The sequence below is a fragment of the Pseudomonas sp. 58(2021) genome, assembly GCF_017491585.1.
Lineage (GTDB): Bacteria > Pseudomonadota > Gammaproteobacteria > Pseudomonadales > Pseudomonadaceae > Aquipseudomonas > Aquipseudomonas fluorescens_BT.
In genome coordinates, this window is the sequence record NZ_JAFGYZ010000001.1 from 341,393 (window position 1) to 366,582 (window position 25,190).

Consider the following 25,190-nt stretch of genomic DNA (forward strand, 5'->3'; position numbering starts at 1 on the left):
TGTTATCGGTGAAGGCGCGGCGGCTGGCCACCGCGCCCGGCGTATCAGACGGCGAAGAGCAGGTACTCACGCTCCCAGGAACTGATCACGCGCTTGAAGTTTTCATGCTCGGCCCGCTTGACCGCGACGTAGCCGGTGATGAAGGTCTTGCCCAGGTATTTCTCGATGGTTGCGCTGTTTTCCATACGCTCCAGCGCGTCTTCGATGGTCAGCGGCAGGCGCAGGTTGCGGCGCTCGTAGCCACGGCCCACCACCGGCGCGCTCGGGTTGATCCCCTCGACCATGCCGATGTAGCCGCAGAGCAGGCTCGCGGCAATCGCCAGGTACGGGTTGGCGTCGGCGCCCGGCAGGCGGTTTTCCACGCGGCGGTTCTGCGGTCCGGCATCCGGTACGCGCAGACCCACGGTGCGGTTCTCTTCGCCCCACTCCACGTTCACCGGTGCCGAGGTGTCCGGCAGGAAGCGGCGGAACGAGTTGACGTTCGGCGCGAACAGCGGCAGCAGTTCCGGGATCAGTTTCTGCAGGCCACCGATGTGGTGCAGGAACAACTGACTCATGGTGCCATCGTCATTGGAGAACACGTTCTTGCCGGTCTCGATGTCGATGATGCTCTGGTGCAGGTGCATCGCGCTGCCCGGCTCGCCGGTCATTGGCTTGGCCATGAAGGTCGCGGCGACGTTGTGCTTGAGGGCGGCCTCACGCATGGTGCGCTTGAACACCAGAATCTGGTCGGCCAGGGACAGGGCGTCGCCGTGACGGAAGTTGATTTCCATCTGCGCAGTGCCGTCCTCGTGGATCAGCGTGTCGAGGTCCAGCTCCTGCAATTCGCACCAGTCGTAGACGTCTTCGAACAGCGGGTCGAACTCGTTCGCCGCTTCGATGGAGAATGACTGGCGACCGATTTCCGGGCGCCCGGAACGGCCGACTGGTGGCTGCAATGGATAGTCGGGGTCGTCGCTGCGCTTGGTCAGGTAGAACTCCATTTCCGGCGCCACGATCGGCTGCCAGCCCTTGTCGGCATAGAGTTTCAGGACTTTCTTGAGCACGTTGCGCGGCGACAGCTCGATCGGGTTCCCTTGCTTGTCGTAGGTGTCGTGGATCACCTGGGCAGTCGGTTCGACGGCCCAAGGCACCAGGTACACGGCGTTCTGGTCGGGGCGGCAGATCATGTCGATGTCGGCCGGGTCGAGCAGTTCGTAATAGATGTCGTCTTCGACGTAGTCGCCGGTCACGGTCTGCAACAGAACGCTCTCTGGCAGGCGCATGCCTTTTTCGGCGATGAACTTGTTGGTCGGCGAAATCTTGCCCCGGGTGATGCCGGTCAAGTCGCCGATCATGCATTCGACTTCTGTGATCTTGTGGTCTTTCAACCAATCGGTGAGCTGGTCGAGGTTGTTGCTCATAAATGCCTCTGGGCTGAGTCTCCTGACGCATGTCAGGCAGGTTTGACGCACGGGGCGTCGCGTTAAAGGGGGCTTGTTTGTGCGCAGTGCCGGCTTACGCCTGGCACCGCGCATCGACAATGAAGGAGGAGCTTACCTGCCCTTTACGCTGGCGTTGCATTTCCTGTGCACATCCCGGGTGTGCGCAATCACGGGCACGGCGACGGGCGCGGTGCAGGCCGGGAGCAGGAAAGAGATCTATATTGAAAGCAGAACCGCTGAAGAGGATGCCCTTGCCTGCGTCCAGAATATCGGACGCCGGCGCCTGATCCGCCATGGACAAAGAGATCGCTGGCAGAATGCGAGCCTGGCTGTCGGCTGCGCTGCGGACGGACGTGTCGCCACTGATGTGATAAGCATGCAGACCGCACTGCACGGAGCAGTCGGTGACGCCGATTAACGGCAGGCGAGACATGAAGCACCCCGGTATTATTGCTGTTATGGGTTTGACCCGAGCTTAGCCTTGTTCATTTTTTTACACAACACCCCCGTAAAAAATACAACACGGCCTGCTCAAGCCTGCGGGTGGCACGTCTTTCACGGAAAAAAAAATGCCCCAAAGTGCCCCGTAAATGCCCTCTCGGCGCTTTTTCGGGGCAAAAAAGGCCTCGCTTGACTTCGGCAGGCCGTTCGGGTTGACTGAAACCAGAAAAGATCAATGATTGATATTTTTAACAACAAAGGTGTTGCATCATGTCGGTACCCCCGCGTGCCGTTCAGCTTAACGAAGCGAACGCGTTCCTTAAGGAACATCCTGAGGTTCTGTACGTTGACCTTCTGATTGCGGATATGAATGGTGTGGTGCGCGGCAAGCGCATCGAACGCACCAGCCTCCACAAGGTTTACGAGAAAGGCATCAACCTGCCGGCCTCTCTATTTGCTCTGGATATCAATGGTTCGACGGTGGAAAGCACCGGCCTGGGCCTGGACATCGGCGACGCCGACCGTATCTGCTATCCAATCCCCGATACCCTGTGCAACGAGCCATGGCAGAAGCGCCCGACCGCGCAACTGTTGATGACCATGCACGAACTCGAAGGCGACCCTTTCTTCGCCGATCCGCGCGAAGTGCTCCGTCAAGTTGTTGCAAAGTTTGACGAGCTTGGCCTGACCATCTGCGCCGCGTTCGAACTCGAGTTCTACCTGATCGACCAGGAAAACGTGAACGGCCGCCCTCAGCCGCCACGCTCGCCGATCTCCGGCAAACGCCCGCATTCGACCCAGGTCTACCTGATCGACGACCTCGACGAATACGTCGACTGCCTCCAGGACATTCTGGAAGGCGCCAAAGAGCAAGGCATCCCGGCCGACGCCATCGTCAAGGAAAGTGCCCCGGCGCAGTTCGAAGTGAACCTGCACCACGTCGCCGACCCGATCAAGGCGTGCGATTACGCGGTCCTGCTCAAGCGTCTGATCAAGAACATCGCTTACGACCATGAAATGGACACCACTTTCATGGCCAAGCCGTACCCGGGTCAGGCAGGCAACGGTCTGCACGTCCACATCTCGGTTCTCGACAAAGAAGGCAAAAACATTTTTGCCAGCGAGGATCCCGAGCAGAACGCCGCGCTGCGTCACGCGATCGGCGGTGTGCTCGAGACCCTGCCCGCGCAGATGGCTTTCCTCTGCCCCAACGTCAACTCCTACCGTCGTTTCGGCGCGCAGTTCTACGTGCCGAACTCGCCGAGCTGGGGTCTGGACAACCGCACCGTGGCCCTGCGCGTACCGACCGGCTCCGCCGACGCGGTCCGCCTGGAGCACCGCGTGGCCGGCGCCGACGCCAACCCGTACCTGCTGATGGCTTCGGTGCTGGCGGGCGTGCATCACGGCCTGACCAACAAGATCGAGCCACCGGCCCCCACCGAAGGCAACAGCTACGAGCAGAACGAGCAGAGCCTGCCGAACAACTTGCGCGATGCCCTGCGCGAGCTGGACGACAGCGAGGTGATGGCCAAGTACATCGATCCGAAATACATCGATATCTTCGTCGCCTGCAAAGAGAGCGAGCTGGAGGAGTTCGAACACTCCATCTCCGACCTCGAGTACAACTGGTACCTGCACACCGTTTAAGCGGACTGCAGCAAAGGAAAACGCCGTTGGCTTCTCAGCCCGCGGCGTTTTTTTATTGGCCTCTGTGGCAGACATTCAAGCTCTGCGTACAATGCCCGCTGCCCCGCAGGAGACTTTCATGACGCGTCCCGCCCCCGTCCGCAAACCCCGTGCCCGCAGTCAGGCGCGGATCGATTCGATACTCGACGCCGCGCGCACGCTGCTGGCCGCCGAGGGCGTGGCGAGCCTGTCGATCTACAGCGTGGCCGAGCGCGCGCAGATTCCGCCCTCCTCGGTCTACCATTTCTTCGCCAGTGTCCCGGCGCTGCTTGAAGGCCTGACGGCGGATGTTCACGCCGCCTTCCGCGCCTGCCTGCAAGCACCGATCGATCACGAGGCCCTGCGTGACTGGCGCGACCTGTCCCGCCTGGTCGAGCAACGGATGCTGGAGATCTACGATGAAGACGCCGCCGCCCGCCAACTCATCCTCGCGCAGCACGGCCTTACCGAAGTCACCCAGGCCGACCGCCAGCACGACCTTGAACTGGGCGACCTGATGCACAAGCTGTTCGATCATCACTTCGAACTGCCGAGGCTGCCGGATGACGTGGACGTTTTCGCGCTGGCAATGGAGCTGGGCGACCGCGTCTACGCCCGCTCGGTGCAGCAGCACGGGCAGATCACCCCGCGCATGGCCGAGGAAGGCATGCGCGTGTTCGATGCCTATCTCGGGCTGTATCTGCCGCCCTATCTGCCCAAGAGAATTCTCTAGCGTCCTGATCGGCCTCTTCGCGAGCAAGCCCGCTCCCACATTTGGAATACCATCCCCTGTGGGAGCGGGCTTGCTCGCGAAGGCCGCACCGCCGATTTCCAGTCAGGCACAAAAAACCCCGAAGGGCTCACACCCTTCGGGGTTGTTTTTGTCCCACGCCCTTACAACTTGGCGATGGACACCTCGGTGGATTTCACGAAGGCGATCACTTCGCTGCCGACCTCCAGTTCCAGCTCCTTGACCGAACGGGTGGTGATCACCGACGTGACAATGCCGGAAGCGGTCTGCACGTCGATTTCCGACAGCACGTCGCCGAGAACGATCTCCTTGATCGCGCCTTTGAACTGGTTGCGTACGTTGATGGCTTTGATAGTCATGGTATTGATTCCTGTCGTTTGCTTGAGTTATTGAGCCCAACGCAGTTGCGTAGGCAAGGGTGAAACGGGTTCCGGCGCCGGCGGCTCGCCGGGCAGGGACAACACACGATTGAGCACTTCGGTTTCCAGCGCCGCCAGGCGATGGGAGCCACGCACCCGAGGACGCGGCAGGTCCACTTGCAGGTCGAGGCCGACTTCGCCGTCCTCGATCAGAATCACCCGGTCGGCAATCGCCACCGCTTCGCTGACGTCGTGGGTCACCAGCAACACGGTGAAACCATGCTGTTGCCAGAGACGTTCGATCAGTTGCTGCATCTCGATCCGGGTCAGCGCATCCAGCGCACCCAGCGGCTCGTCGAGCAGCAACAGACGCGGTTGATGAATCAGCGCCCGGGCCAGCGCCACGCGCTGCTTCTGACCGCCGGACAGTGCCGCCGGCCATTCATGGGCGCGATCGGCGAGGCCGACTGCATCCAGTGCCTGCAAGGCTTGCGCACGCCAGTTGCCCTTGAGGCCGAGACCGACGTTGTCGATGATCTTTTTCCACGGCAGCAGTCGCGCTTCCTGGAACATCAACCGGGTGTCATCCCGCGCATCGCTGAGCGGTGCAGCCCCGGCGAGCAGATCACCGCCGGTGGGTTGATCGAGGCCGGCGAGCAGACGCAGCAACGTACTTTTGCCGCAGCCACTGCGCCCGACCACGGCGACGAATTGCCCCGCCGGAATGTGCAGGTCGATGTCACGCAGCACCTGCCGCGAACCGAAGGTTTTTTGCAGGTTGCGCAGCGCCAGCGGAATTCCGCGCAGCAGACGTGGAGGTTGTTGAGCGGTCATGCCGCACCTCCTTTCGCCACTTGATACGCCGGATGCCAGCGCAGCCACACACGTTCAAGGCCACGGGCCGCAAGGTCGGCCAGTTTGCCGAGCACTGCGTAGAGCAGAATCGCCAGCACCACCACGTCGGTTTGCAAGAACTCACGGGCGTTCATCGCCAGATAACCGATGCCGGAGCTGGCGGAGATGGTTTCCGCCACGATCAGCGTCAGCCACATGAAGCCCAGTGCGAAGCGCACGCCGACCAGAATCGAAGGCAACGCGCCCGGCAGAATCACCTGCCAGAACAGGCTGAAGCCGGACAGGCCATAACTGCGCGCCATCTCCACCAGCGCCGGATCGACGTTGCGGATGCCGTGGTACGTGTTGAGGTAGATCGGGAACAGCGTCCCGAGCGCCACCAGAAAAATCTTCGCCGACTCATCGATGCCGAACCACAGAATCACCAGCGGAATCAGCGCCAGGTGTGGCACGTTGCGGATCATCTGCACCGAGCTGTCGAGCAGGCGTTCGCCCCACTTCGACAGGCCGGTGATGAAACCCAGCACCAGACCGATGCTGCCACCGATGGTGAAGCCCAGCGCGGCGCGCCAGCCGCTGATCGCCAGGTGCGTCCAGATTTCACCGCTGCGCACCAGACTCACGCCGGCTTCGATTACCGCCACCGGCGCCGGCAGAATCCGCGTCGACAGCCAGCCCGCCGACACCGACAACTGCCACACCGCCAGCAGCAACACCGGCAACGCCCAGGGCGCGAGGCTGTGGATAAATTTCTTCATGGCGGCGCCTCAGCTCTGGGACGCGGCTTTGGGAAGAATGTCGTTGGCCACCATCTCGCCGAACGGGCTGACGTAACCGGCGCTTTTCGGCAGTTCCGGACGCTCGACGTCGAGGTGCGGGAACAGCAACTCGGCGACGCGATACGACTCTTCGAGGTGTGGATAACCGGAAAAGATAAAGGTATCGATGCCCAACGCCGCGTATTCCTTCACCCGCGCCGCCACGGTCGGGCCGTCGCCGACCAGTGCCGTGCCGGCACCGCCGCGCACCAGACCGACGCCGGCCCACAGATTCGGGCTGACTTCGAGATTGTCACGGCTGCCACCGTGCAGCGCGGCCATGCGCTGCTGGCCGACCGAATCGAACCGCGCCAGCGAAGCCTGGGCGCGCTTGATGGTGTCGTCGTCCAGATGCGAGATCAGGCGATCCGCCGCCTGCCAGGCCTCGGCGTTGGTTTCCCGCACGATCACGTGCAGACGGATGCCGAAGCGCACGGTGCGCCCAAGCTTGGCCGCTTTGGCGCGAACCTGTTCGATCTTCTCGGCTACGGCTGCGGGCGGCTCGCCCCAGGTCAGGACCATTTCCACTTGTTCGGCGGCCAGATCCTGCGCCGCTTCCGATGAACCACCGAAGTACAGCGGTGGACGCGGTTGCTGGATCGGCGGATAGAGCAATTTGGCACCCCTCACGCTGATGTGCTCGCCGTCGTAATCCACGGTTTCGCCTTCCAGCACGCGGCGCCAGATCCGGGTGAATTCCACCGAGGCCTGATAGCGCGCTTCGTGATCGAGGAACAGACCGTCGCCGGCCAATTCTTCCGGATCGCCACCGGTCACCAGGTTGAACAGCGCACGACCGCCGGACAGTCGATCCAGCGTCGCGGCCTGACGCGCCGCCACCGTCGGGGAAATGATCACGGGGCGCAGGGCGACAAGGAATTTCAGACGCTGGGTCACCGGGATCAACGATGCCGCCACCAGCCACGAGTCCTCGCAGGAGCGGCCGGTGGGAATCAGCACGCCGCCAAAACCCAGTCGATCCGCCGCTTGCGCGACCTGTTGCAGATAGCCGTGGTCGACGGCGCGGGCGCCTTCGGCGGTGCCAAGGTAATGGCCGTCACCGTGGGTAGGCAGGAACCAGAAGATGTTGAGGCTCATGGAGTGGTCTCCTTGGGGATTCGATTTACTGGGCTTGGGTGACCGAGCTTTGGGCCACAGCGGCCGGTGGGGTCCAGATCACGTCCTTGATGCTCAACGGCTTGGGAATCAGCTTGAGCTGGTAGAAGGTGTCGGCGATTTTCTGTTGTGCGGCGACCACTTCCGGGGTCAGGAACAGCGCGCCGTAGCCCTGGCGTTTCACCGAGGTCAGGGTGATATCTGCCGGCAGGCCGAGCAGCGGCGACACCTGTTGAGTCACGTCTTGCGGGTTGGCCTTGGACCACTCGCCCACGGCGCGCACTTCTTCCACGAGGGTCTTGATCACCTCGGGATTTTTCTGTGCGTAGGGTTTGGTCGCCAGGTAGAACTGATGGTTGTCGACGATGCCTTTGCCGTCACGCAGGGTGTGCGCTTGCAGCTGCTTCTCGGCGGCGGCCTGGTACGGGTCCCAGATGACCCAGGCGTCGACGCTGCCACGTTCGAACGCGGCGCGGGCATCGGCCGGCGGCAGGAATACGGTTTGAATGTCGGTGTACTTGAGGCCGGCGTCTTCCAGTGCACGCACCAGCAGGTAGTGGACGTTGGAGCCTTTGTTCAGGGCGACTTTCTTGCCCTTGAGATCCGCCACCGATTTGATCGGCGAATCTTTCGGCACGAGGATCGCTTCGCTGTTCGGCGCTGGCGGCTCATAGGCCACGTAGAGCAGATCGGCACCGGCTGCCTGGGCGAAGACTGGCGGAGTTTCGCCGGTGACACCGAAGTCGATCGAGCCGACGTTCAGGCCTTCCAGCAGTTGCGGGCCGCCGGGGAATTCAGTCCATTGCACGTCGACGCCTTGGGCGGCGAGGCGTTTCTCCAGCGTGCCTTTGGCTTTGAGCAGCACCAGCGTGCCGTATTTCTGATAACCGATTCTTAGCGTCTCGGCCTGAGCTTGAGTGATGGCGCCGAAGGACACAGCCGCAGCAAACAGAGCGACCAGACCACGACGCAAAAATACAGTGCGCATAGCGCTCTCCTTTTTGCTGTTGGGTTTTGGCTGCACCTGCTTGGCCGTTGGCGGCTGAGTAAGGTGAGTACTTCAAGTTTCGGTGTGGCTCAAATGCTCCAGCGAGCACTCAACAAACGTTCGTTCAACAGCCCCGGATCCAGCGGCTTCGGCCGGCGGGCCATGGCGCTGACAAACTGGTCCAGCGCTTCATGCAGTCGCTGCTCCAGAGCCGGCGCCAACTGCGCCTGGGCACTGCCTTCGCCATAGGCGATCTGGCTGTCCTCGGCAAAAATCCCTTGCAGCATTTCCTGGGCCTTCAACGCCGACAGCACAGGCTTGAGGGCGTAATCGACCACCAGCATGTGGGCGATGCTGCCGCCGGTGGCCATCGGCAGGACAATCTTGTGGTTCAGCGCACGCTCGGGCAGCAGATCCAGCAAGGTCTTCAGGGCGCCGGAGAACGACGCCTTGTAGACCGGTGTGGCGATCAGCAGGCCATCGGCATTTTCAATCTGTTGCAGCAGGTCGAGCACCTTCGGGCTGTCGAAGCGGGCGTGGAGCAGGTCTTCGGCCGGGAAGTCCCGTACCTGATAACTCACCACTTCCACCCCTTGCTGCTGCAGCCAGCGTTGCGAGCGCTCCAGCAACACCCCGGAGCGAGAACGTTGACTGGGACTGCCACCGAGTGAGACGACCAGCATTCAGACGATTCCTTGCGCGTTACAGGCGATTCGCGGGTTGCGATCTCGCTTCGATGTGAGTGACCTTACCAGCTGATTCATATATCCATAAATCATATTTATTCATTTGGTTATGCTATTAAGAGATATTGAATTGAGGTTTTTCCAGACGAAAAAAAAGGCCGTCGAAACGGCCTGAAATTCCCTGCATCGTGGTTCTGAATTCTGTGTCGCTCAAGCCGACGCCTTCGTCGGAACGCCGCCCGGAACAAGCCCGCTCCCACAGGGGAACGCATTCCAGAATGTGGGAGCGGGCTTGCTCGCGAAAGCGGTGGTGACTACACCGCTAAATTTATTGATTCACTTGTTCGGTTGTGGGGTGAGGCGCAGGTACGGTTTCACCGCGCGATAGCCCTTCGGAAAGCGCTGCTTGATTTCGTCTTCGTCCTTGAGCGACGGCACGATCACCACCTCTTCACCGTCCTGCCAGTTGGCCGGGGTGGCCACCTTGTAGTTGTCGGTGAGCTGCAGCGAATCGATCACCCGCAGGATCTCGTGGAAGTTGCGCCCGGTGCTCGCCGGGTAAGTGATGGTCAGGCGGATCTTCTTGTTCGGATCGATCACGAACAGCGAGCGCACGGTCAGGGTGTCGCTGGCGTTCGGGTGGATCAGGTCATAGAGATCCGAGACCTTGCGATCGGCATCGGCCAGGATCGGAAAGTTGACGATGGTGTTCTGGGTTTCGTTGATGTCCTCGATCCACTTGTGGTGCGAGTCCACCGGGTCGACCGACAGTGCGATGGCTTTCACGCCACGCTTGGTGAATTCGTCCTTGAGCTTGGCAGTGAAGCCCAGCTCGGTGGTGCAGACCGGGGTGAAGTCTGCCGGGTGGGAAAACAACACGCCCCAGCTATCGCCCAGCCATTCGTGGAAACGAATCTTGCCGGCGCTGGAATCCTGTTCGAAATCGGGGGCGATATCGCCAAGTCTGAGGCTCATGGTGCTGCTCCTGATGAGTGGTGGGAGACCTCAACTGTAGCTCGGGATTTCATCTTCTGAAAAAGAATATATAACTAGATATTTATATCTTTTAAGAATATTAAACTTCTGTTCACTGGACGCTTGCCGGGAACGCGTCGAACATCGGCCCCGAGGTTCGAGAAGGCCTTGAGTTGCTGTAAAGAGGGAAATGTCGGGAAAGGTCTACGGGGGTGGGCCGGACCCGAAAACGCAAAAGCCCCGTCCGGCGCGATGCCGGACGGGGCTTTTTTACTTCGGGCTTTTTACATCAGTGCAGGAGCGCGCTATTACAGCAGCGGGATCGAGTAGCTGACGATCAGGCGGTTTTCGTCCTGGTCACGCTGACCAGGAATGTCGTTGCGCCAGGTAGCGTTTTTCCACATGAAACCCAGGTTCTTGGCTGGGCCTTCCGGAATCACGTAACCGATGGTCAGGTCGCGTTCCCACTCGGAGTTGCCATTGCCGTTCTCACGACGGTTGGAACCCACGGTGTCGATGTCGCTGCCACGCAGGTAGACCATACCGGCAGTCAGGCCTGGCAGGCCGACTTTGGCGAAGTCATACGAGTAGCGAGCTTGCCAGGTTTTCTCGCCGGCACGACCGAACTTCTGGATCTGCATGTCGGTGATGGTGTAGTTCGACGAACCGTCGCCCTGGTTCAGCCAAGGGAAGTCGGAGCTGCCGTTGGAAACCTGATAGCCGCCACCGAAGGTGTGACCTTCAACGGTGTACAGGAACAGGCCGCTGTACAGGTTGTTGTCGATCGGGCCTTTGCCGCTGACGTTGCCGACATAGTTACCGTTGCCAAAGTAGGCCGCGGTGTTGTGGTTGGCGCCATCGTCGCTGCTGTGGAAGTAACGGAAGTCAGACTTCAGCACGCCCGGGCCGATTGCCCAGTTGTGAACCAGACCCAGGAAGTGTTGCTTGTAGAAGTCTTCCAGGTTGCCGTAGTAGTACTGGGCAGTCAGGTCCTTGGTGATCTTGTAGTCACCACCGGCGTAGTAGAACTTGTTGCTGTTGGCTACGCGAGCGTTCGCACCGCCAATGGACAGGTTCTCGTTGTTGCTGGAGTTACGACCTTTCACAGCTTCGATTTGACCTGCGACCAGGGACAGGTCCTTGATCTCGCCGGAAGTGATCTGACCGCCCTGCCAGGTTTGTGGCAGCAGACGACCGTCGTTGGTCACGATAACCGGGTTCTTCGGCTGCAGCGTACCCAGCTTCAGTTCGGTCTGGGAGATCTTGGCCTTGGCGGTCAGGCCCAGGCTCGAGAAGTTATCAACAGCTTCGCCGTTGGACTTGCTCGGGAACACAGTGCCACCGTAGGACGTCGAGGTTGCACCGTTGGTACCACCGCCCGAATCCAGACGCACGCCCAGCAGGCCGATGGCGTCGATACCGAAGCCTACGGTGCCTTGGGTGTAACCGGAGATGAAACGCAGATCGAAGCCTTGGCCCCACTCTTCGTTCTTGCTCTGCACGCCAGAGGCAGTTTTGGCAGCGCTGTCGCGGTTGTCGGTGTTGATGTAGAAGTTACGCAGCCCCAATGTGGCCTTGCTGTCTTCGATGAAACCGGCTGCGCCTGCCTGCTGCGCAATAACCCCTACGGCCACGGCCAGGGCCAAGGTGGACTTGTTCATGTATCGCTCCTCTCGTTTCTAATTCTTGTGTTCCTGGTCCGGAGTCTGACGCCCCTGGATCCTAAGATGCGCGATTAGCACCAGACCGTGACTGACAAGTCAATCGTAACCTTGTGTGTCTACGACCAAGGTCTAATCGCAGTTATTTGGTCCCTGCAGGGTAAAGATTTCCAGATAAACCCAAAAAGAATTTATTCATCCTTTTTCATAACATTCAGGAATATGACGAAATAGTGGCCAACTGTGCCGGGATACAGTGTATCGGCGACTAAGCTCATTCCTAAATGGTATTTATTGGCCTTTTTTTAGATCGTTTAGCTTTGGCGAAACCCCGATTCGTCAAACCCTATCGAAAAGGCGACGCCATCATGGCCAAACGGGCACTATCCAGTCAATTTGTTACAGTTTGTGTGTCAGCTCTGATTTCTTTTTCTGTCCATGCTTCCAGTCTCACTGTCGGCTATCAGACCGGCATCGATCCAAGCAAAGTCCCCCAGGCCGACGGCGTTTACGAGCAGACCATAGGCGAAAAAATCGACTGGCGCCGTTTCAATAGCGGCCCGGAAGTAGTGACAGCCATCGCTTCCGGCGATGTGCAGATCGGCAACCTCGGCTCCAGTCCGCTGGCAGCCGCCGCCTCACGCAATCTGCCGATCGTTGCCTTCATCGTCTCGGCGCAGATCAATGCCGCCGAAGCGTTGGTGGTGCGCAACGGCAGTGGTATCAACAAGCCCGAAGACCTGATCGGCAAGACCATCGCCACCCCGTTCGTCTCCACCTCCCACTACAGCCTGCTCGGCGCACTCAAGCACTGGGGCCTGGACACCTCGAAAGTCAAAGTGGTGAACCTGCAACCCGCAGAAATCGCGGCTGCGTGGAAGCGCGGCGACATTGATGGCGCCTTCGTCTGGTCGCCGGCGCTGGGCGAAATCCGCAAGACCGGCAAGACCCTGACCGATGCCGCCCAGGTCGGCCAGTGGGGCGCACCGACCTTCGAAGTCTGGGTGGCACGCAAGGACTTTGCCGAGAAACATCCTGAGGTCGTGGCCAGGTTCGCCAAGGTGACCCTGGACTCGTTCGCCGACTATGCCGCCCATAAAGACAGCTGGACCGCCGACTCGGTACCGGTGCAGAAAATCGCCAAACTGACCGGTGCCAACGCCGTGGATGTCCCGGAACTGCTCGCGGGTTCGGCATTCCCGGACGCCAAGGCACAACAGAGTGCGGCGCTGCTGGATGGCGGCACGGCGAAGGCGATTGGTGAGACGGCGAAATTTTTGAAGGAACAGGGCAAGGTCGAAAGCGTTTTGCCTGACTACTCGCCTTATGTCAGTGCGAAGTTTGTCGCGGAGTAAAGGATTTGCCCCCACCTGTCGTGTGGGGGCAATCGCTCATCACAGAGACTTTTCGAAAATCTTCGAATTGCGCTGATAGTTGTACAGAGAAGCCCGAGCCGCCGGCAGGCGCTCGACGCTGCTCGGCTCGAAACCGCGCTCGCGGAACCAGTGGGCAGTGCGGGTGGTGAGGACGAACAGAGTCTTCAAACCCTGCGCCCGGGCACGGGTCTCGATGCGCTCGAGCAATTCGTCGCCACGACCGCCATGGCGGTATTCAGGATTCACCGCCAGGCACGCCAGCTCGCCGGCATCCGAATCGGCAATCTGATACAGCGCTGCACAGGCGATGATCATCCCTTCACGCTCGACCACACTGAACTGCTCGATCTCACGCTCCAGCACTTCGCGGGAACGACGCACCAGAATGCCCTGCTCTTCCAGCGGACTGATCAGGTCAAGCAAACCGCCGACGTCTTCAATCGCCGCCTCGCGCACCAGTTCGAACTGCTCCTGGGCCACCAGCGTACCGCCACCGTCGCGGGTGAACAGTTCGGTCAGCAGCGCGCCGTCCTCGGCATAACTGACGATATGGCTGCGCGCCACACCGCCACGGCAGGCTTCGGCGGCGGCATCCAGCAATTCCGCCTGATAGTTGCTGCCCAGACGCTGCAAATGCGCCGGCACCTGTTGCGGACGCAGCTCGCGCACCAGTTTGCCGTTTTCGTCGATCAGACCGAGGTCGGCGCCGAACAGCAGCAGTTTGTCGGCGCCCAAATCGATGGCGGCGCGGGTGGCGACGTCTTCACAGGCGAGGTTGAAGATTTCACCGGTCGGCGAGTAACCCAGCGGCGAGAGCAGCACGATGGAGCGCTCGTCGAGCAGACGGTTGATACCCTTGCGGTCGACCCGGCGCACTTCGCCGGTGTGGTGATAGTCGACACCTTCCAGTACGCCGATCGGCCGTGCGGTCACCAGGTTGCCACTGGCTACCCGCAGGCGCGAGCCCTGCATCGGCGACGAAGCCATGTCCATCGACAGCCGCGCTTCGATGGCGATGCGCAACTGGCCGACCGCGTCGATCACGCACTCAAGGGTTGCGGCATCGGTGATGCGCATGCCGTGGTGGTAATGCGGGGTCAGGCCACGGGCGGCGAGGCGGGTTTCGATCTGCGGACGGGAGCCATGGACCAGCACCAGTCGCACGCCGAGACTGTGCAGCAGCACGATGTCATGGACGATGTTGCCGAAGTTCGGATGCTCCACGCCGTCGCCGGGCAGCATGACGACGAAGGTGCAGTCGCGGTGGGCATTGATATAAGGAGACGCGTGGCGAAGCCAATTGACGTATTCGGGCATGAACCTGGGCCTGTAATAAATAGCAGCCGGAAAAGGGGCGAAACGGAAAACGCACAGCGGGCTGATGGTTATCGTCGGAACAGGCTTGGCGACACGCGCGCTCTCCTCATGAATACGGGTTGGCAGGACGGCAATTTATACAGCTTTGAGACAGTAATGTTCGATCAACTGCCGCAATAGATGCACGGTAGGCTGCAAACGTGACATTTCAAGGTACTCGTCCGGCTGATGCGCACAGGCAATATCACCAGGGCCGAGCACAATGGTTTCACAGCCAAGGCGCTGAAGATAAGGCGCTTCGGTGCCGAACGCTACCGCTTCGGCCGCGTGGCCGGTGAGTTTTTCGGCAATTCGCACCAGCTCCGCGTCTTCTGCCTGCTCGAACGGCGGCACTTCGGGGAACAGCGGCGCGTAATCTATCTTCACCTGATGCCGTTCAGCGACCGGGTTGAGCTTGCGCAGGATCTCGGCCCGCAGCACTTTCGGGTCCATTCCCGGCAACGGCCGCAGATCGAACTCCAGCGAACACTGGCCACAGATGCGGTTGGGGTTGTCGCCACCATGGATGCAGCCGAAGTTCATGGTCGGCTGCGGCACGCTGAACTGCGGATTGTTGAATTCGCGCTGCCACAGCAGGCGCAGGCCGCGCAGTTCACCCATGGCATCGTGCATCGCCTCGAGAGCGCTGTGCCCCAGACGCGGATCCGACGAATGGCCGCTCTGCCCGAGGATATCGATGCGCTCCATCATGATGCCCTTGTGCATGCGGATCGGCTTGAGCCCGGTCGGCTCGCCGATCACCGCCGCGCGCCCGATTGGACGCCCGGCCTCGGCCAGCGCCCGGGCGCCGGACATCGAGCTTTCTTCATCGCAGGTGGCGAGAATCAGCAGCGGTTGCCTGAACGGCTGGTCGAGCAGCGGCTGCACGGCCTCGATGATCAGGGCGAAAAAACCCTTCATGTCGCAACTGCCGAGGCCGACCCAGCGGCCGTCGACTTCGGTGAGTTTCAGCGGATCGGTTTTCCACAGCGCATCGTCGTACGGCACCGTGTCGCTGTGCCCGGCCAGCACCAGCCCGCCGGGACCGCTGCCGAAACTGGCGAGCAGGTTGAACTTGCCGGGGCTGACCTGCTGGATGTCGCAACTGAAGCCCAGATCTCCCAGCCATCCGGCGAGCAGATCGATCACCGCCCGGTTGGATTGATCCAGGTTCGGCTGGGTGCAACTGACCGACGGCGCGGCGATCAGTGCAGCGAACTGGTCTTGCATGGATGGCAAAGGCATCGCTGACTCCAACTCCCGGATTGAAGTCCATCATAGAACCATCCGGCGCCGAGAATAAACCGCCGCAAGGCGTAGGAAGGTTCAGTCCTGTACACTGCACGACCTTGGCAGCCACACATTCCCCCGGCTGCGCTCCCGATCCTGGATTTTCCGGCCATGCAGAAAGAAACCGAAATCAAACTCCGCGTCAGCCGCGAAACCCTCGCCGCCCTGCGCGAGCACCCTCTCCTGAAAAAACGCAACAAAAGTGGCTGGGAACGCCGTGAGTTGATGAATCAGTACTTCGACACGCCCGAGCGTGACCTGGCCCGGGCCAAGGTTGCCCTGCGCCTGCGCAAGGACGGCGAAGAAGTGATCCAGACCCTCAAGACCCGTGGCCAGAGCGTTGCCGGTCTGTCCGAGCGTAACGAATACGACTGGCACCTGCCCAAAGCCAAACTCGACGTGAAGAAACTCGACGGCGAATGCTGGCCCGAGTCCCTCGCCGAGCTGGACAAGAAAACCCTGAAGCCGATCTTCACCACCGACTTCGTCCGCGAGCGCGCCGAAATCGCCTGGGGCCGTGGCAAGACCAAAGTGGTCATCGAGGCCGCTCTGGACCTGGGCCACGTAGTGGTCGGCAAGCAGAAAGAAGAAATCTGCGAGCTGGAACTGGAACTGCGCGAAGGCGAACCTGCCGCGCTGCTGGAACTGGCCGCCGAACTGGCCGAAACCCTGGCCCTGATGCCGTGCGACATCAGCAAGGCCGAGCGCGGCTATCGCCTGTACGACGCCAACAGCTACTCGCTGAGCCTGCCGGCACCGGCCATCACCGCCGAAACCCCGCTGGACGACGCTTTCGCTGCCCTGAGCTGGCACTTGCTCGGCAGCAGCCAGCGTCTGGCCGAACAGTATCGTTTCAACGGCCACTGGCGCCTGCTGCAGGACTGGGTCGAGAACCTCGCGGAAATGCGCGCCCTGCTCAGCAGCCTCGGCCAGGCCGCGCCGCGTCAGTCGACCCACGACCTGCGCGTTGCGCTGGACGCCCTGCTGGAAGACTGGCGTCCGCTGGTACAAGTCGGCCTTGAAGACGAAGATGTGCGTAAAGCCGCACCGGAGCAGTTCCTCGAAGAACTGGAAGATCCGCGCTGGGGCCTGTTCTCGCTGAACGCTTCGCGCTGGTTGCTGGCCCGCACCTGGGCGGCTGATCGCAACACCCGTGGCAACCGCCAGGGCGCTGCGCAATTGAGCAGCTGGCTGCCGCGCCTGCTGGGCGAAGAAGCCACTTCGCTGCAACTGCAGCGTTATCAGCAGCAACCGGAAGATCTGGCCGAGCAACTGCCACGCATCGAACGCATCCAGGTCTGGCTGCACCACGCGCGCAGCGTGCTGGAGATCCCGGAAATGGATCGCCTGTACGGCGAACTGAACAAACTGGCGCAACTGGCCAACGAGCCGACCATCACCGATGAACTGCTCGATGCACGCAAACATCAGGCGATTGCGGTTTACCAGAATCGCGCCTGGAAAATGCTGCTGCGCATGTAATCTCCGGATGATGATCGTTCCCGCTCATGGGAACGATCATCAGCGCAGGACCGGCAGGCTAGTCGTCGACTTGATCTCCGACAGCGCCACGATCGAGTTCACCTCCTGAATCCCCGGCACCAGCGACAGCTTCTCGAAGAAGAAGCGCTCATACGCCTCGATGTCCGCCGCGACAATCCGCAACAGAAAGTCCACCGCCCCCATCAATACGTAACACTCCAGCACTTCGGGGAAACCGCGAATCGCCTCGGTGAATTCGGTGAAGTTCGAACGGCCGTGGGCGTTGAGTTTGATTTCGGCGAAGATCTGCGTGTTCAGGCCGATTTTCTTGCGATCGAGCAAGGTCACCTGACCACGAATGATCCCCTCCTCCTTCATCCGTTGAATCCGCCGCCAGCACGGCGACTGCGACAGACCCACCTGTTCGGCGATCTGTGCGCTGGACAGGGAAGCGTCCTCTTGCAGCAGGGCGAGAATACGCCGGTCGTAGCTGTCCAGCTCGCTGTGCATAAATAATCCTCAAAATCGGACAATGGCGAATTGATCTTCCTTATCAATCGCCTGACCAGCTCATCTTAGACAAGAAATGCCCGGCATCGGATGTAAAAATTCCTCCACTGATTCCGGAGACCTGCCATGCCACACCTCGAAGCCGTCAACACCCCAGCGCCCCGTGCCGATGTGTGGAACGCCAGCAACGCCCACTGCCACGCGCAGTACCAGATACTGGCCGAGGCCGAGCCGGATCTGTTGGTACGTGTGCTGAACCTGTTCGCCTTGCAGTTCCTCACCCCGGAGCAGGTCAGTGTCCAGCGTCTGGACGATCTGCTGTCGATCGACATCGTCATGGGCGGCCTGAGCGGGCATCGCGCCCGGGTGATCGCGGAAAAACTTCGTAACCTGATCAGTGTCTGCTCGGTCAACCTGCAAAACCCCGACGCGGCGTGGGGTGCGCCGGCTCAGGCAACAGGCTGACAAAACCGGAAACGCCTTTGTCGGGTAGTGGCCCAACGGTAGGCGGGGCCACGACTATCCTTTGCGGACTGTCGTTCAAAAGGAGCCCGCATGTCCGTTCAACTCGCCACTCAGGACCGCTGGCTGGATCTCAATGATGTATTGCGTGAACTGGTCGCCCAGGGCTTCATCAGCCAGGACTCGGCCGAGCAGGCGCTGAATGCGCGCCGCCGCCAGGCGACCCTCGGGCAGGTTCACCCGCTTGAATTCATCGCCAGCCAGCAACTGGAGGACCTCAGCCGTCCGGGCAGACACCTGGACCTCGAAAGCCTGACCCTGTGGCTGGCGCAGCAGGCCGGCCAGCCATACCTGCGCATCGATCCGCTGAAGATCAACGTCGCCGCCATCACGCCGCTGATGTCCTATGCCTTTGCCCAGCGCCACAAGATCCTTGCGGTGTCGGTCGACCGCGACGCGGTGACCGTGGCCAGCGCCCAGCCCTACGTCAATGGCTGGGAAGCCGACCTGACCCACGTGCTGAAACTGCCGGTCAAACGGGTGGTGGCCAACCCGGCGGACATTCAGCGTTTCAGCGTCGAGTTCTTTCGCCTCGCCAAATCGGTCAGCGGCGCCAGCAACGCCGACCAGCCGGGCAGCAACCTCGGCAACTTCGAACAACTGCTCAACCTTGGCGCCAGCGATCAGGAGCCGGACGCCAACGACGCGCACATCGTCAACATCGTCGACTGGCTGTTCCAGTACGCCTTCCAGCAGCGCGCCAGCGATATCCACATCGAGCCGCGGCGCGAGCAAGGCACGGTGCGTTTTCGCATCGACGGTGTGCTGCACAACGTTTATCAGTTCCCGCCACAGGTGACGATGGCCATCGTCAGTCGCCTGAAAAGCCTCGGCAGAATGAATGTCGCCGAGAAGCGCAAACCCCAGGACGGCCGGGTCAAGACCAAGACACCGGACGGCGGCGAAGTCGAGTTGCGGTTGTCGACCCTGCCCACCGCGTTCGGCGAAAAAATGGTGATGCGGATCTTCGACCCGGAAGTGCTGCTCAAGGATTTCGATCAGCTGGGGTTTTCCGCCGACGACCTGCGCCGCTGGCAGGACATGACCCGCCAGCCCAACGGCATCATTCTGGTGACCGGGCCGACCGGTTCGGGCAAGACCACCACGCTCTACACCACCCTGAAAAAGCTGGCGACCCCGGAAATCAACCTCTGCACCATCGAAGACCCGATCGAGATGGTCGAGCCGGCCTTCAACCAGATGCAGGTGCAGCACAACATCGACCTGACCTTTGCCGCCGGGGTACGGGCACTGATGCGGCAGGACCCGGACATCATCATGATCGGCGAGATCCGCGACCTGGAGACCGCCGAAATGGCCATCCAGGCTGCGTTGACCGGGCACCTGGTGCTATCGACCCTGCACACCAACGACGCACCCAGCGCCATCAGCCGCCTGCTGGAACTCGGCGTGCCGCATTACCTGATCAAGGCCACGGTGCTCGGGGTCATGGCTCAGCGTCTGGTGCGCACGTTATGCCCGCACTGCAAGGCGCCGCTGCCCATCGGCGAAGAAGACTGGCAAACCCTGACCCGGCCGTGGCAGGCACCACTGCCGGGCAACGCACAACGGGCCATCGGTTGCCTGGAATGCCGCGACACCGGTTATCACGGTCGCGCCGGGGTCTACGAAATCATGCAACTGACCGACAGCCTCAAAGGGCTGATCAGCCCCGACACCGATTTGACCGCGCTCCGGCGCCAGGCTTTCAAGGAAGGCATGCGCAGCCTGCGATTGTCCGGCGCGCAGAAAGTCGCGGCGGGGCTGACGACCATCGAGGAGGTGCTGCGGGTGACACCGCAGAGTGAGCAGAAATAGTCCTTTACGGAACCGGATCGCCGAAATGGCGATCCAAGCCGTTATTCAACACCAGTGGAGTCAACCCTCATGCGTCTCAAACTTGCTGTCGCCACCCTTGCCCTGCTGTCTCTGCCCGTCGGTTCGGCAATGGCTGACAGCTTTTGGCGTAACGTCATTTCATCCGGCGCCACCACCGGCTCGACGTACCTGACCTTCAAGGATCACAAGCTGATCGTCGCCGCCCAGGACGACGCCGGCAGCTTCGTCGCCAGCGATGGCGGCATCCGTGGCCCCTATCTGGAAGCTGCCATGCAGAAAGTCCGCGCCGACAACCCGGGCCTGCAGGCAACGGACATGGAACTGGCGAACGCGATTCTGGCGAAGAACGCCGTGGCGTCGGAATAAACCTGTCGCCCACAAAAATGCCGCTCACATGAGCGGCATTTTTTTGCCCGCCGATCAGCGGTATTCGTCTACCGGCACACACGCGCAGAAAAGGTTGCGGTCGCCGTAGACGTTGTCCACCCGGTTTACCGCCGGCCAGTACTTGTGCGCTCTGGTATGCGCATCCGGCGTAATGCCCTGCTCAATGCTGTAGGGCCGTTCCCAGACACCAGTGACATCGGCCAGCGTATGCGGTGCACGCTTGAGCGGATTGTCCTCGGCCGGCCAGTTGCCGTTCTGCACTTCGGTGATTTCCGCGCGAATACTCAACATGGCACCGATGAAACGGTCCAGCTCAGCCTTGGACTCACTCTCGGTCGGCTCGACCATCAGCGTCCCCGGTACCGGGAACGACATGGTCGGCGCGTGGAAGCCGTAATCCATCAGGCGCTTGGCGATGTCTTCCTCACTGATGCCGGTCTGCGCTTTCAGCGGCCGCAGATCCAGAATGCACTCGTGGGCGACCCGATCATTGCGACCGGTGTAGAGCACCGCAAAGGCGCCGGACAAGTGCTGCGCCAGGTAATTGGCCGCGAGAATCGCCACTTCGCTGGCGTCCGCCAGTTGCGGCCCCATCATCGCAATATACATCCAGCTGATCGGCAAAATGCTCGCACTGCCCCAGGGCGCGGCACTCACGGCACCGTTCTGCGGCTGCGGCCCGTCGATCGGCACCACCGGATGATTGGCGACGAACGGCGCCAGATGCGCGCGCACGCCAATAGGCCCCATGCCCGGCCCGCCTCCGCCGTGAGGAATGCAGAAGGTCTTGTGCAGGTTCATGTGTGACACGTCGGCGCCAATGTCCGCCGGCCGGGCCAGGCCGACCTGGGCATTGAGGTTGGCGCCGTCCATGTAAACCTGACCGCCGTGCTTGTGGATAACTTCGCAGATTTCGCTGATGCCCTCCTCGTACACGCCGTGAGTCGACGGATACGTCGCCATCAGGCACGACAACTTGTCCCCGGCCTCGGCAGCCTTGGTCTTCAAATCCTCCAGATCGACGTTACCGGCCTCGTCGCACTCGACGATCACCACGCGCATCCCGGCCATTTGCGCCGAGGCCGGGTTGGTGCCGTGGGCCGAGGAAGGGATCAGGCAGACATCGCGCCCGCCCTGCTGACGGCTTTCGTGATATTTGCGGATCGCCAACAACCCGGCGTATTCGCCCTGAGCGCCGGAATTGGGCTGCATGCAGATCGCGTCGAACCCGGTGATCGCGCACAGCCAGCGCTCCAGTTCCTCGATCATCAGTGTGTAACCGACGGCCTGCTCCCGGGGCACGAACGGGTGCAGGTTGGCGAACTGCGGCCAGGTGATCGGGATCATTTCGCTGGTGGCATTGAGTTTCATGGTGCAGGAGCCGAGCGGGATCATCGACTGGTTGAGTGCCAGATCCTTGTTCTCCAGCTGCTTGAGGTAGCGCAGCATCTCGGTTTCGCTGTGGTGGGCATTGAAAACCGGGTGGCGCAGGTACGGCGTGCTGCGTTGCAGCGTGTCGGGAATGCCGCAGGCCAGCGTTTCAGCGTCGAGCTCATCGATGCTCAACCCATGATCGGCGCCCAGCAGCACATCGAACAGTTTGGCCACGGTGTTTTCATTGCAGGTCTCGTCGAGGCTCAGGCCCAGGTGGCCGCGACCGAGAATGCGCAGGTTGATCTGCGCAGCCTGGGCGCTTTCGATGATCGCGGTTTGCGCTCCGCCCACGTCCAGCGTGAGGGTGTCGAAGAAGTGTTCGTTGAGGCGCTTGATGCCATGGCGCTCGAGGCCGGCAGCGAGAATGCAGGTCAGCCGATGGATTCGCTGGGCAATGCGTTTCAGCCCTTGCGGCCCGTGGTACACGGCATAGAAACTGGCGATATTGGCCAGCAGCACTTGAGCGGTGCAGATGTTCGAATTGGCCTTCTCCCGGCGGATGTGCTGCTCGCGGGTCTGCAGGGCCATGCGCAGCGCGACGTTGCCGCGAGCATCTTTCGAGACACCGATGATGCGCCCGGGAATCGCCCGTTTGTATTCTTCGCGGCTGGCGAAAAACGCCGCATGCGGCCCGCCATACCCCATCGGTACGCCGAAACGCTGGGATGAGCCGAACACCACGTCCGCACCCAACTCGCCCGGCGGGGTCAGCAACAACAGACTCAGCAGATCGGCCGCGACACAGGCCAGCGCCTGCTGCGCATGCAGATGGTCGATCAACGGACGCAGGTCCCGGACCTCGCCGTGGGTGTCGGGGTATTGCAGCAGTGCGCCGAACACCTGGTGCTGTTTCAAGTTATCCACAGTGTCGACGATCAACTCGAAACCGAAGCCTTCGGCGCGGGTCTGCACCACGGAAATGGTTTGCGGATGACAGTTTTCGTCGATGAAAAACAGATTGCTCTTCGACTTCGCCACACGTTTGGCCAGCGCCATGGCCTCGGCGGCGGCAGTGGCCTCATCAAGCAGCGACGCGTTCGCCAGCTCCAGACCGGTCAGGTCGATGGTCAGTTGCTGGAAGTTGAGCAACGCTTCGAGCCGGCCTTGGGCAATTTCCGGTTGATACGGGGTGTAAGCGGTGTACCAGCCGGGATTTTCCAGCACATTGCGCAGAATGACCGTCGGCGTGAGGGTGCCGTGGTAACCCATGCCGATCAGGCTGGTCCAGACCTGATTCTGTTCGGCGTACCCGCGCAGTTTCGCCAGCGCGGCCTGCTCGTCCAGTGCCGGCGGCAAGTCCAGTTCCCGGTTGAGGCGGATCGCAGGCGGTACGGTCTGTTCGATCAGTTCGATCCGGCTGCCCAGGCCCAGGCTGTCGAGCATGGCCTGTTGTTCGGCGGCATCGGGGCCAAGGTGACGGCGCAGGAAGGCATGGGGGTCGCGTAACTGGCTCAAGGATGGCAACTGGGACATGACGGGCTCTCTCTTGGCTGGCGGCTCGGCGTCAATGCAACACGGTCAAACCAGCATAGCAGCGGAAACCGACGCAGACGGCTTGGCGGCAGGTGGCCGGACGGGGCATGCTGTGGCACCTGCAACAAGGGTCCAACCAGCGGATGATCGAGTCCTCATGAGCCAACAGCCGTTTCTGCCGTTTTCCAAACCTGTCATCGATGAAGCCACCATTGCCGCCGTCGGCGATGTCCTGCGCTCCGGCTGGATCACCAGCGGGCCAAAGGTCCAGGCCTTCGAAGCACAATTGTCGGAGTATTTTGGCGGCCGTCCGGTACGCACCTTCAACTCCGGCACCTGCACCATGGAAATCGCCTTGCGCATCGCCGGCATCGGGCCGGGGGACGAAGTGATCACCACGCCGATTTCCTGGGTGGCCACGGCCAACGTGATTCTTGAAGTGGGTGCCACGCCGGTGTTCGCCGACATCGATCCGGTCACCCGCAACATCGATCTGGACCGGCTGGAGGCGGCCATCACCCCGCGCACCAAAGCTGTCATTCCGGTCTTTCTCGCCGGGCTGCCGGTGGACATGGAGCGCCTGTACGCCATCGCTGAAAAGCACAACCTGCGCATCGTCGAAGACGCCGCCCAGGCCCTTGGTTCGAGCTGGAACGGGCAGCGCATCGGCGCCACCGGCGACTTCGTATCGTTCAGCTTTCAGGCCAACAAGAACGTGACCTGCTCCGAGGGTGGCTGCCTGGTGCTGAACACGCCCGAGGAAGCGCGCCTGGCGGAGAAGTACCGTTTGCAGGGCGTCACCCGCAACGGGTTCGACGGTCTGGACGTCGATGTACTGGGCGGCAAATTCAACATGACCGACGTCGCAGCGACCATCGGCCTCGGCCAGTTCGCCCACATCGAAGCTTTGACGGCCCATCGTCAGGAACTGGCTCGCCACTACTTCAAATGCTTTGGCGACGACTTCGAGGCCAAGTACGGCGCGCAACTGCCACCTGCCGACTTCACCAACAGCAACTGGCATCTGTTCCAACTGGTGCTGCCGGAACGCAAGGACGGCTGGCCGGCGCGGGCCACGTTCATGGAGAAGATGCAGGAATTGGGCATCGGTATCGGTTATCACTATCCGCCGATCCACTTGCTGAGCCTGTACCGTGAGCGCGGTTTCAAGGAAGGGATGTTGCCGGTGGCCGAACGCGTGGGGCGGCTGATCGTGTCGTTGCCGATGTTCAACACCATGAACAAGGACGATGTCGAGCGTTCCGTGGCAGCCGTCAAAGCGGTGCTGGGCAACGCCTGAGCCATCCCCGATAAAAAGCTGCGCGCAAAAAAAGCCCCGACGGATCGGGGCTTTGCGGTATTGCCTGAAGCTTATTCGCCGATGGCGGCCTTGTAGCCTGCTGCATCGAGCAGCTTGTCCAGCTCGGCCTTGTCGCTTGGCTTGAGCTTGAAGATCCACGCGGCGTACGGATCGTTGTTCAGTTCTTCCGGCGAGTTGGCCAGTTCCTCGTTGACCGCGATCACTTCACCGCCAACCGGCGAGTAGATGTCGGAAGCGGCTTTCACCGACTCGACAACACCCGCCGCTTCACCGGCAGCAAACACCTTGCCGACTTCAGCCAGTTCAACGAACACCACATCGCCCAACGCTTCCTGAGCGTGATCGCTGATGCCCACGGTGACAGTGCCGTCGGCTTCCAGGCGCGCCCATTCATGACTTTCGGCAAAACGCAGTTCGGCTGGGATGTTGCTCATGCTCGGTGTCCTCAAGAAGTTGTCAGC

Annotated in this window: 22 protein-coding genes and 1 pseudogene; 8 read left to right on the forward strand and 15 right to left on the reverse strand. The window is 61.3% G+C overall.

Going from position 1 to position 25,190, the window contains the following annotated elements:
- Positions 1-44 precede the first annotated feature (44 nt).
- Positions 45-1,403 carry a glutamine synthetase family protein gene (locus J5M72_RS01575; protein ID WP_169432367.1) on the reverse strand — a complete coding sequence of 453 codons (1,359 nt, stop codon included), beginning with the start codon at positions 1,401-1,403 and terminating at the stop codon, positions 45-47.
- A 229-nt stretch (positions 1,404-1,632) separates the two neighbouring features.
- Positions 1,633-1,857: pseudogene (locus J5M72_RS29225) on the reverse strand (gamma-glutamyl-gamma-aminobutyrate hydrolase family protein); the annotation flags it as partial.
- Between the two features lie 278 nt (positions 1,858-2,135).
- On the opposite strand from J5M72_RS29225, the gene J5M72_RS01585 reads away from it, so the two are divergent.
- Together J5M72_RS01585 and J5M72_RS01590 are read left to right on the forward strand one after the other, a co-directional pair.
- Complete coding sequence (locus tag J5M72_RS01585; protein WP_011336449.1) at positions 2,136-3,512, forward strand: glutamine synthetase family protein; 1,377 nt, start codon at positions 2,136-2,138, stop codon at positions 3,510-3,512.
- Positions 3,513-3,630: 118 nt separating this feature from the next.
- Positions 3,631-4,263, forward strand: coding sequence for a TetR/AcrR family transcriptional regulator (locus J5M72_RS01590; protein WP_169432369.1), 633 nt, complete (start codon positions 3,631-3,633; stop codon positions 4,261-4,263).
- A gap of 161 nt (positions 4,264-4,424) precedes the next feature.
- Here J5M72_RS01590 and J5M72_RS01595 read toward each other — a convergent pair whose 3' ends face one another.
- From J5M72_RS01595 to J5M72_RS01630, 8 genes are all read right to left on the reverse strand, one after another.
- Positions 4,425-4,640, reverse strand: coding sequence for a TOBE domain-containing protein (locus tag J5M72_RS01595; RefSeq protein ID WP_007953520.1), 216 nt, complete (start codon positions 4,638-4,640; stop codon positions 4,425-4,427).
- A gap of 27 nt (positions 4,641-4,667) precedes the next feature.
- Positions 4,668-5,474, reverse strand: coding sequence for an aliphatic sulfonates ABC transporter ATP-binding protein (ssuB, locus tag J5M72_RS01600; protein ID WP_169432370.1), 807 nt, complete (start codon positions 5,472-5,474; stop codon positions 4,668-4,670).
- Positions 5,471-6,253: an aliphatic sulfonate ABC transporter permease SsuC gene (gene ssuC / locus J5M72_RS01605; protein WP_011336451.1), complete on the reverse strand. Its 783-nt coding sequence runs from the start codon at positions 6,251-6,253 to the stop codon at positions 5,471-5,473. The genes ssuB and ssuC overlap by 4 nt, the downstream gene beginning before the upstream one ends.
- Before the next feature lie 9 nt (positions 6,254-6,262).
- Positions 6,263-7,411, reverse strand: a complete 1,149-nt coding sequence (ssuD, locus tag J5M72_RS01610; RefSeq protein WP_207863837.1) for an FMNH2-dependent alkanesulfonate monooxygenase — start codon at positions 7,409-7,411, stop codon at positions 6,263-6,265.
- Between the two features lie 25 nt (positions 7,412-7,436).
- Complete coding sequence (locus J5M72_RS01615; RefSeq protein WP_085689864.1) at positions 7,437-8,417, reverse strand: sulfonate ABC transporter substrate-binding protein; 981 nt, start codon at positions 8,415-8,417, stop codon at positions 7,437-7,439.
- 89 nt (positions 8,418-8,506) lie between these two features.
- The gene (gene ssuE / locus J5M72_RS01620) at positions 8,507-9,100 is read right to left on the reverse strand and encodes an NADPH-dependent FMN reductase (protein WP_169432371.1); all 594 of its coding nucleotides are present in this window, start codon (positions 9,098-9,100) and stop codon (positions 8,507-8,509) included.
- Positions 9,101-9,439: 339 nt separating this feature from the next.
- The gene (locus tag J5M72_RS01625; RefSeq protein ID WP_169432372.1) at positions 9,440-10,078 is read right to left on the reverse strand and encodes a peroxiredoxin; all 639 of its coding nucleotides are present in this window, start codon (positions 10,076-10,078) and stop codon (positions 9,440-9,442) included.
- 308 nt (positions 10,079-10,386) lie between these two features.
- Positions 10,387-11,739: an OprD family porin gene (locus J5M72_RS01630; protein ID WP_169432373.1), complete on the reverse strand. Its 1,353-nt coding sequence runs from the start codon at positions 11,737-11,739 to the stop codon at positions 10,387-10,389.
- A gap of 365 nt (positions 11,740-12,104) precedes the next feature.
- Between J5M72_RS01630 and tauA the strand changes: the two genes are divergently transcribed.
- Positions 12,105-13,094 carry a taurine ABC transporter substrate-binding protein gene (gene tauA / locus J5M72_RS01635; RefSeq protein WP_207863865.1) on the forward strand — a complete coding sequence of 330 codons (990 nt, stop codon included), beginning with the start codon at positions 12,105-12,107 and terminating at the stop codon, positions 13,092-13,094.
- Between the two features lie 39 nt (positions 13,095-13,133).
- Here the strand turns inward: tauA and argA are convergent, their stop codons facing one another.
- Both argA and argE read right to left on the reverse strand, forming a co-directional pair.
- The gene (argA, locus tag J5M72_RS01640; RefSeq protein WP_007951778.1) at positions 13,134-14,432 is read right to left on the reverse strand and encodes an amino-acid N-acetyltransferase; all 1,299 of its coding nucleotides are present in this window, start codon (positions 14,430-14,432) and stop codon (positions 13,134-13,136) included.
- A gap of 135 nt (positions 14,433-14,567) precedes the next feature.
- Positions 14,568-15,716, reverse strand: coding sequence for an acetylornithine deacetylase (argE, locus tag J5M72_RS01645; RefSeq protein WP_169432374.1), 1,149 nt, complete (start codon positions 15,714-15,716; stop codon positions 14,568-14,570).
- A 156-nt stretch (positions 15,717-15,872) separates the two neighbouring features.
- Between argE and J5M72_RS01650 the strand changes: the two genes are divergently transcribed.
- Positions 15,873-17,243, forward strand: a complete 1,371-nt coding sequence (locus J5M72_RS01650) for a CYTH domain-containing protein (protein ID WP_169432375.1) — start codon at positions 15,873-15,875, stop codon at positions 17,241-17,243.
- Between the two features lie 39 nt (positions 17,244-17,282).
- Here J5M72_RS01650 and J5M72_RS01655 read toward each other — a convergent pair whose 3' ends face one another.
- On the reverse strand, positions 17,283-17,753 hold the full coding sequence (locus tag J5M72_RS01655; RefSeq protein WP_007951785.1) for an Lrp/AsnC family transcriptional regulator: 471 nt from the start codon (positions 17,751-17,753) through the stop codon (positions 17,283-17,285).
- A 126-nt stretch (positions 17,754-17,879) separates the two neighbouring features.
- Here J5M72_RS01655 and J5M72_RS01660 point away from each other — a divergent pair, with 126 nt between their 5' ends.
- The 3 genes from J5M72_RS01660 (at position 17,880) to J5M72_RS01670 (ending at position 20,480) form a co-directional block, all read left to right on the forward strand.
- A complete protein-coding gene (locus J5M72_RS01660) occupies positions 17,880-18,218 on the forward strand; it encodes a hypothetical protein (RefSeq protein WP_207863838.1) in 339 nt (112 codons plus the stop codon).
- Between the two features lie 90 nt (positions 18,219-18,308).
- Positions 18,309-20,093 carry a GspE/PulE family protein gene (locus tag J5M72_RS01665; protein ID WP_207863839.1) on the forward strand — a complete coding sequence of 595 codons (1,785 nt, stop codon included), beginning with the start codon at positions 18,309-18,311 and terminating at the stop codon, positions 20,091-20,093.
- A gap of 69 nt (positions 20,094-20,162) precedes the next feature.
- Positions 20,163-20,480 (forward strand): DUF2388 domain-containing protein, encoded by a 318-nt coding sequence (locus tag J5M72_RS01670; protein WP_007951791.1) that lies wholly within the window; start codon positions 20,163-20,165, stop codon positions 20,478-20,480.
- Between the two features lie 54 nt (positions 20,481-20,534).
- On the opposite strand, the gene gcvP is transcribed toward J5M72_RS01670, so the two are convergent.
- On the reverse strand, positions 20,535-23,408 hold the full coding sequence (gene gcvP / locus J5M72_RS01675) for an aminomethyl-transferring glycine dehydrogenase (RefSeq protein ID WP_207863840.1): 2,874 nt from the start codon (positions 23,406-23,408) through the stop codon (positions 20,535-20,537).
- Positions 23,409-23,565: 157 nt separating this feature from the next.
- On the opposite strand from gcvP, the gene J5M72_RS01680 reads away from it, so the two are divergent.
- Positions 23,566-24,708: a DegT/DnrJ/EryC1/StrS aminotransferase family protein gene (locus J5M72_RS01680; RefSeq protein WP_207863841.1), complete on the forward strand. Its 1,143-nt coding sequence runs from the start codon at positions 23,566-23,568 to the stop codon at positions 24,706-24,708.
- 71 nt (positions 24,709-24,779) lie between these two features.
- Here the strand turns inward: J5M72_RS01680 and gcvH are convergent, their stop codons facing one another.
- Positions 24,780-25,163 (reverse strand): glycine cleavage system protein GcvH, encoded by a 384-nt coding sequence (gcvH, locus tag J5M72_RS01685; RefSeq protein WP_169432380.1) that lies wholly within the window; start codon positions 25,161-25,163, stop codon positions 24,780-24,782.
- Positions 25,164-25,190: the final 27 nt, after the last annotated feature.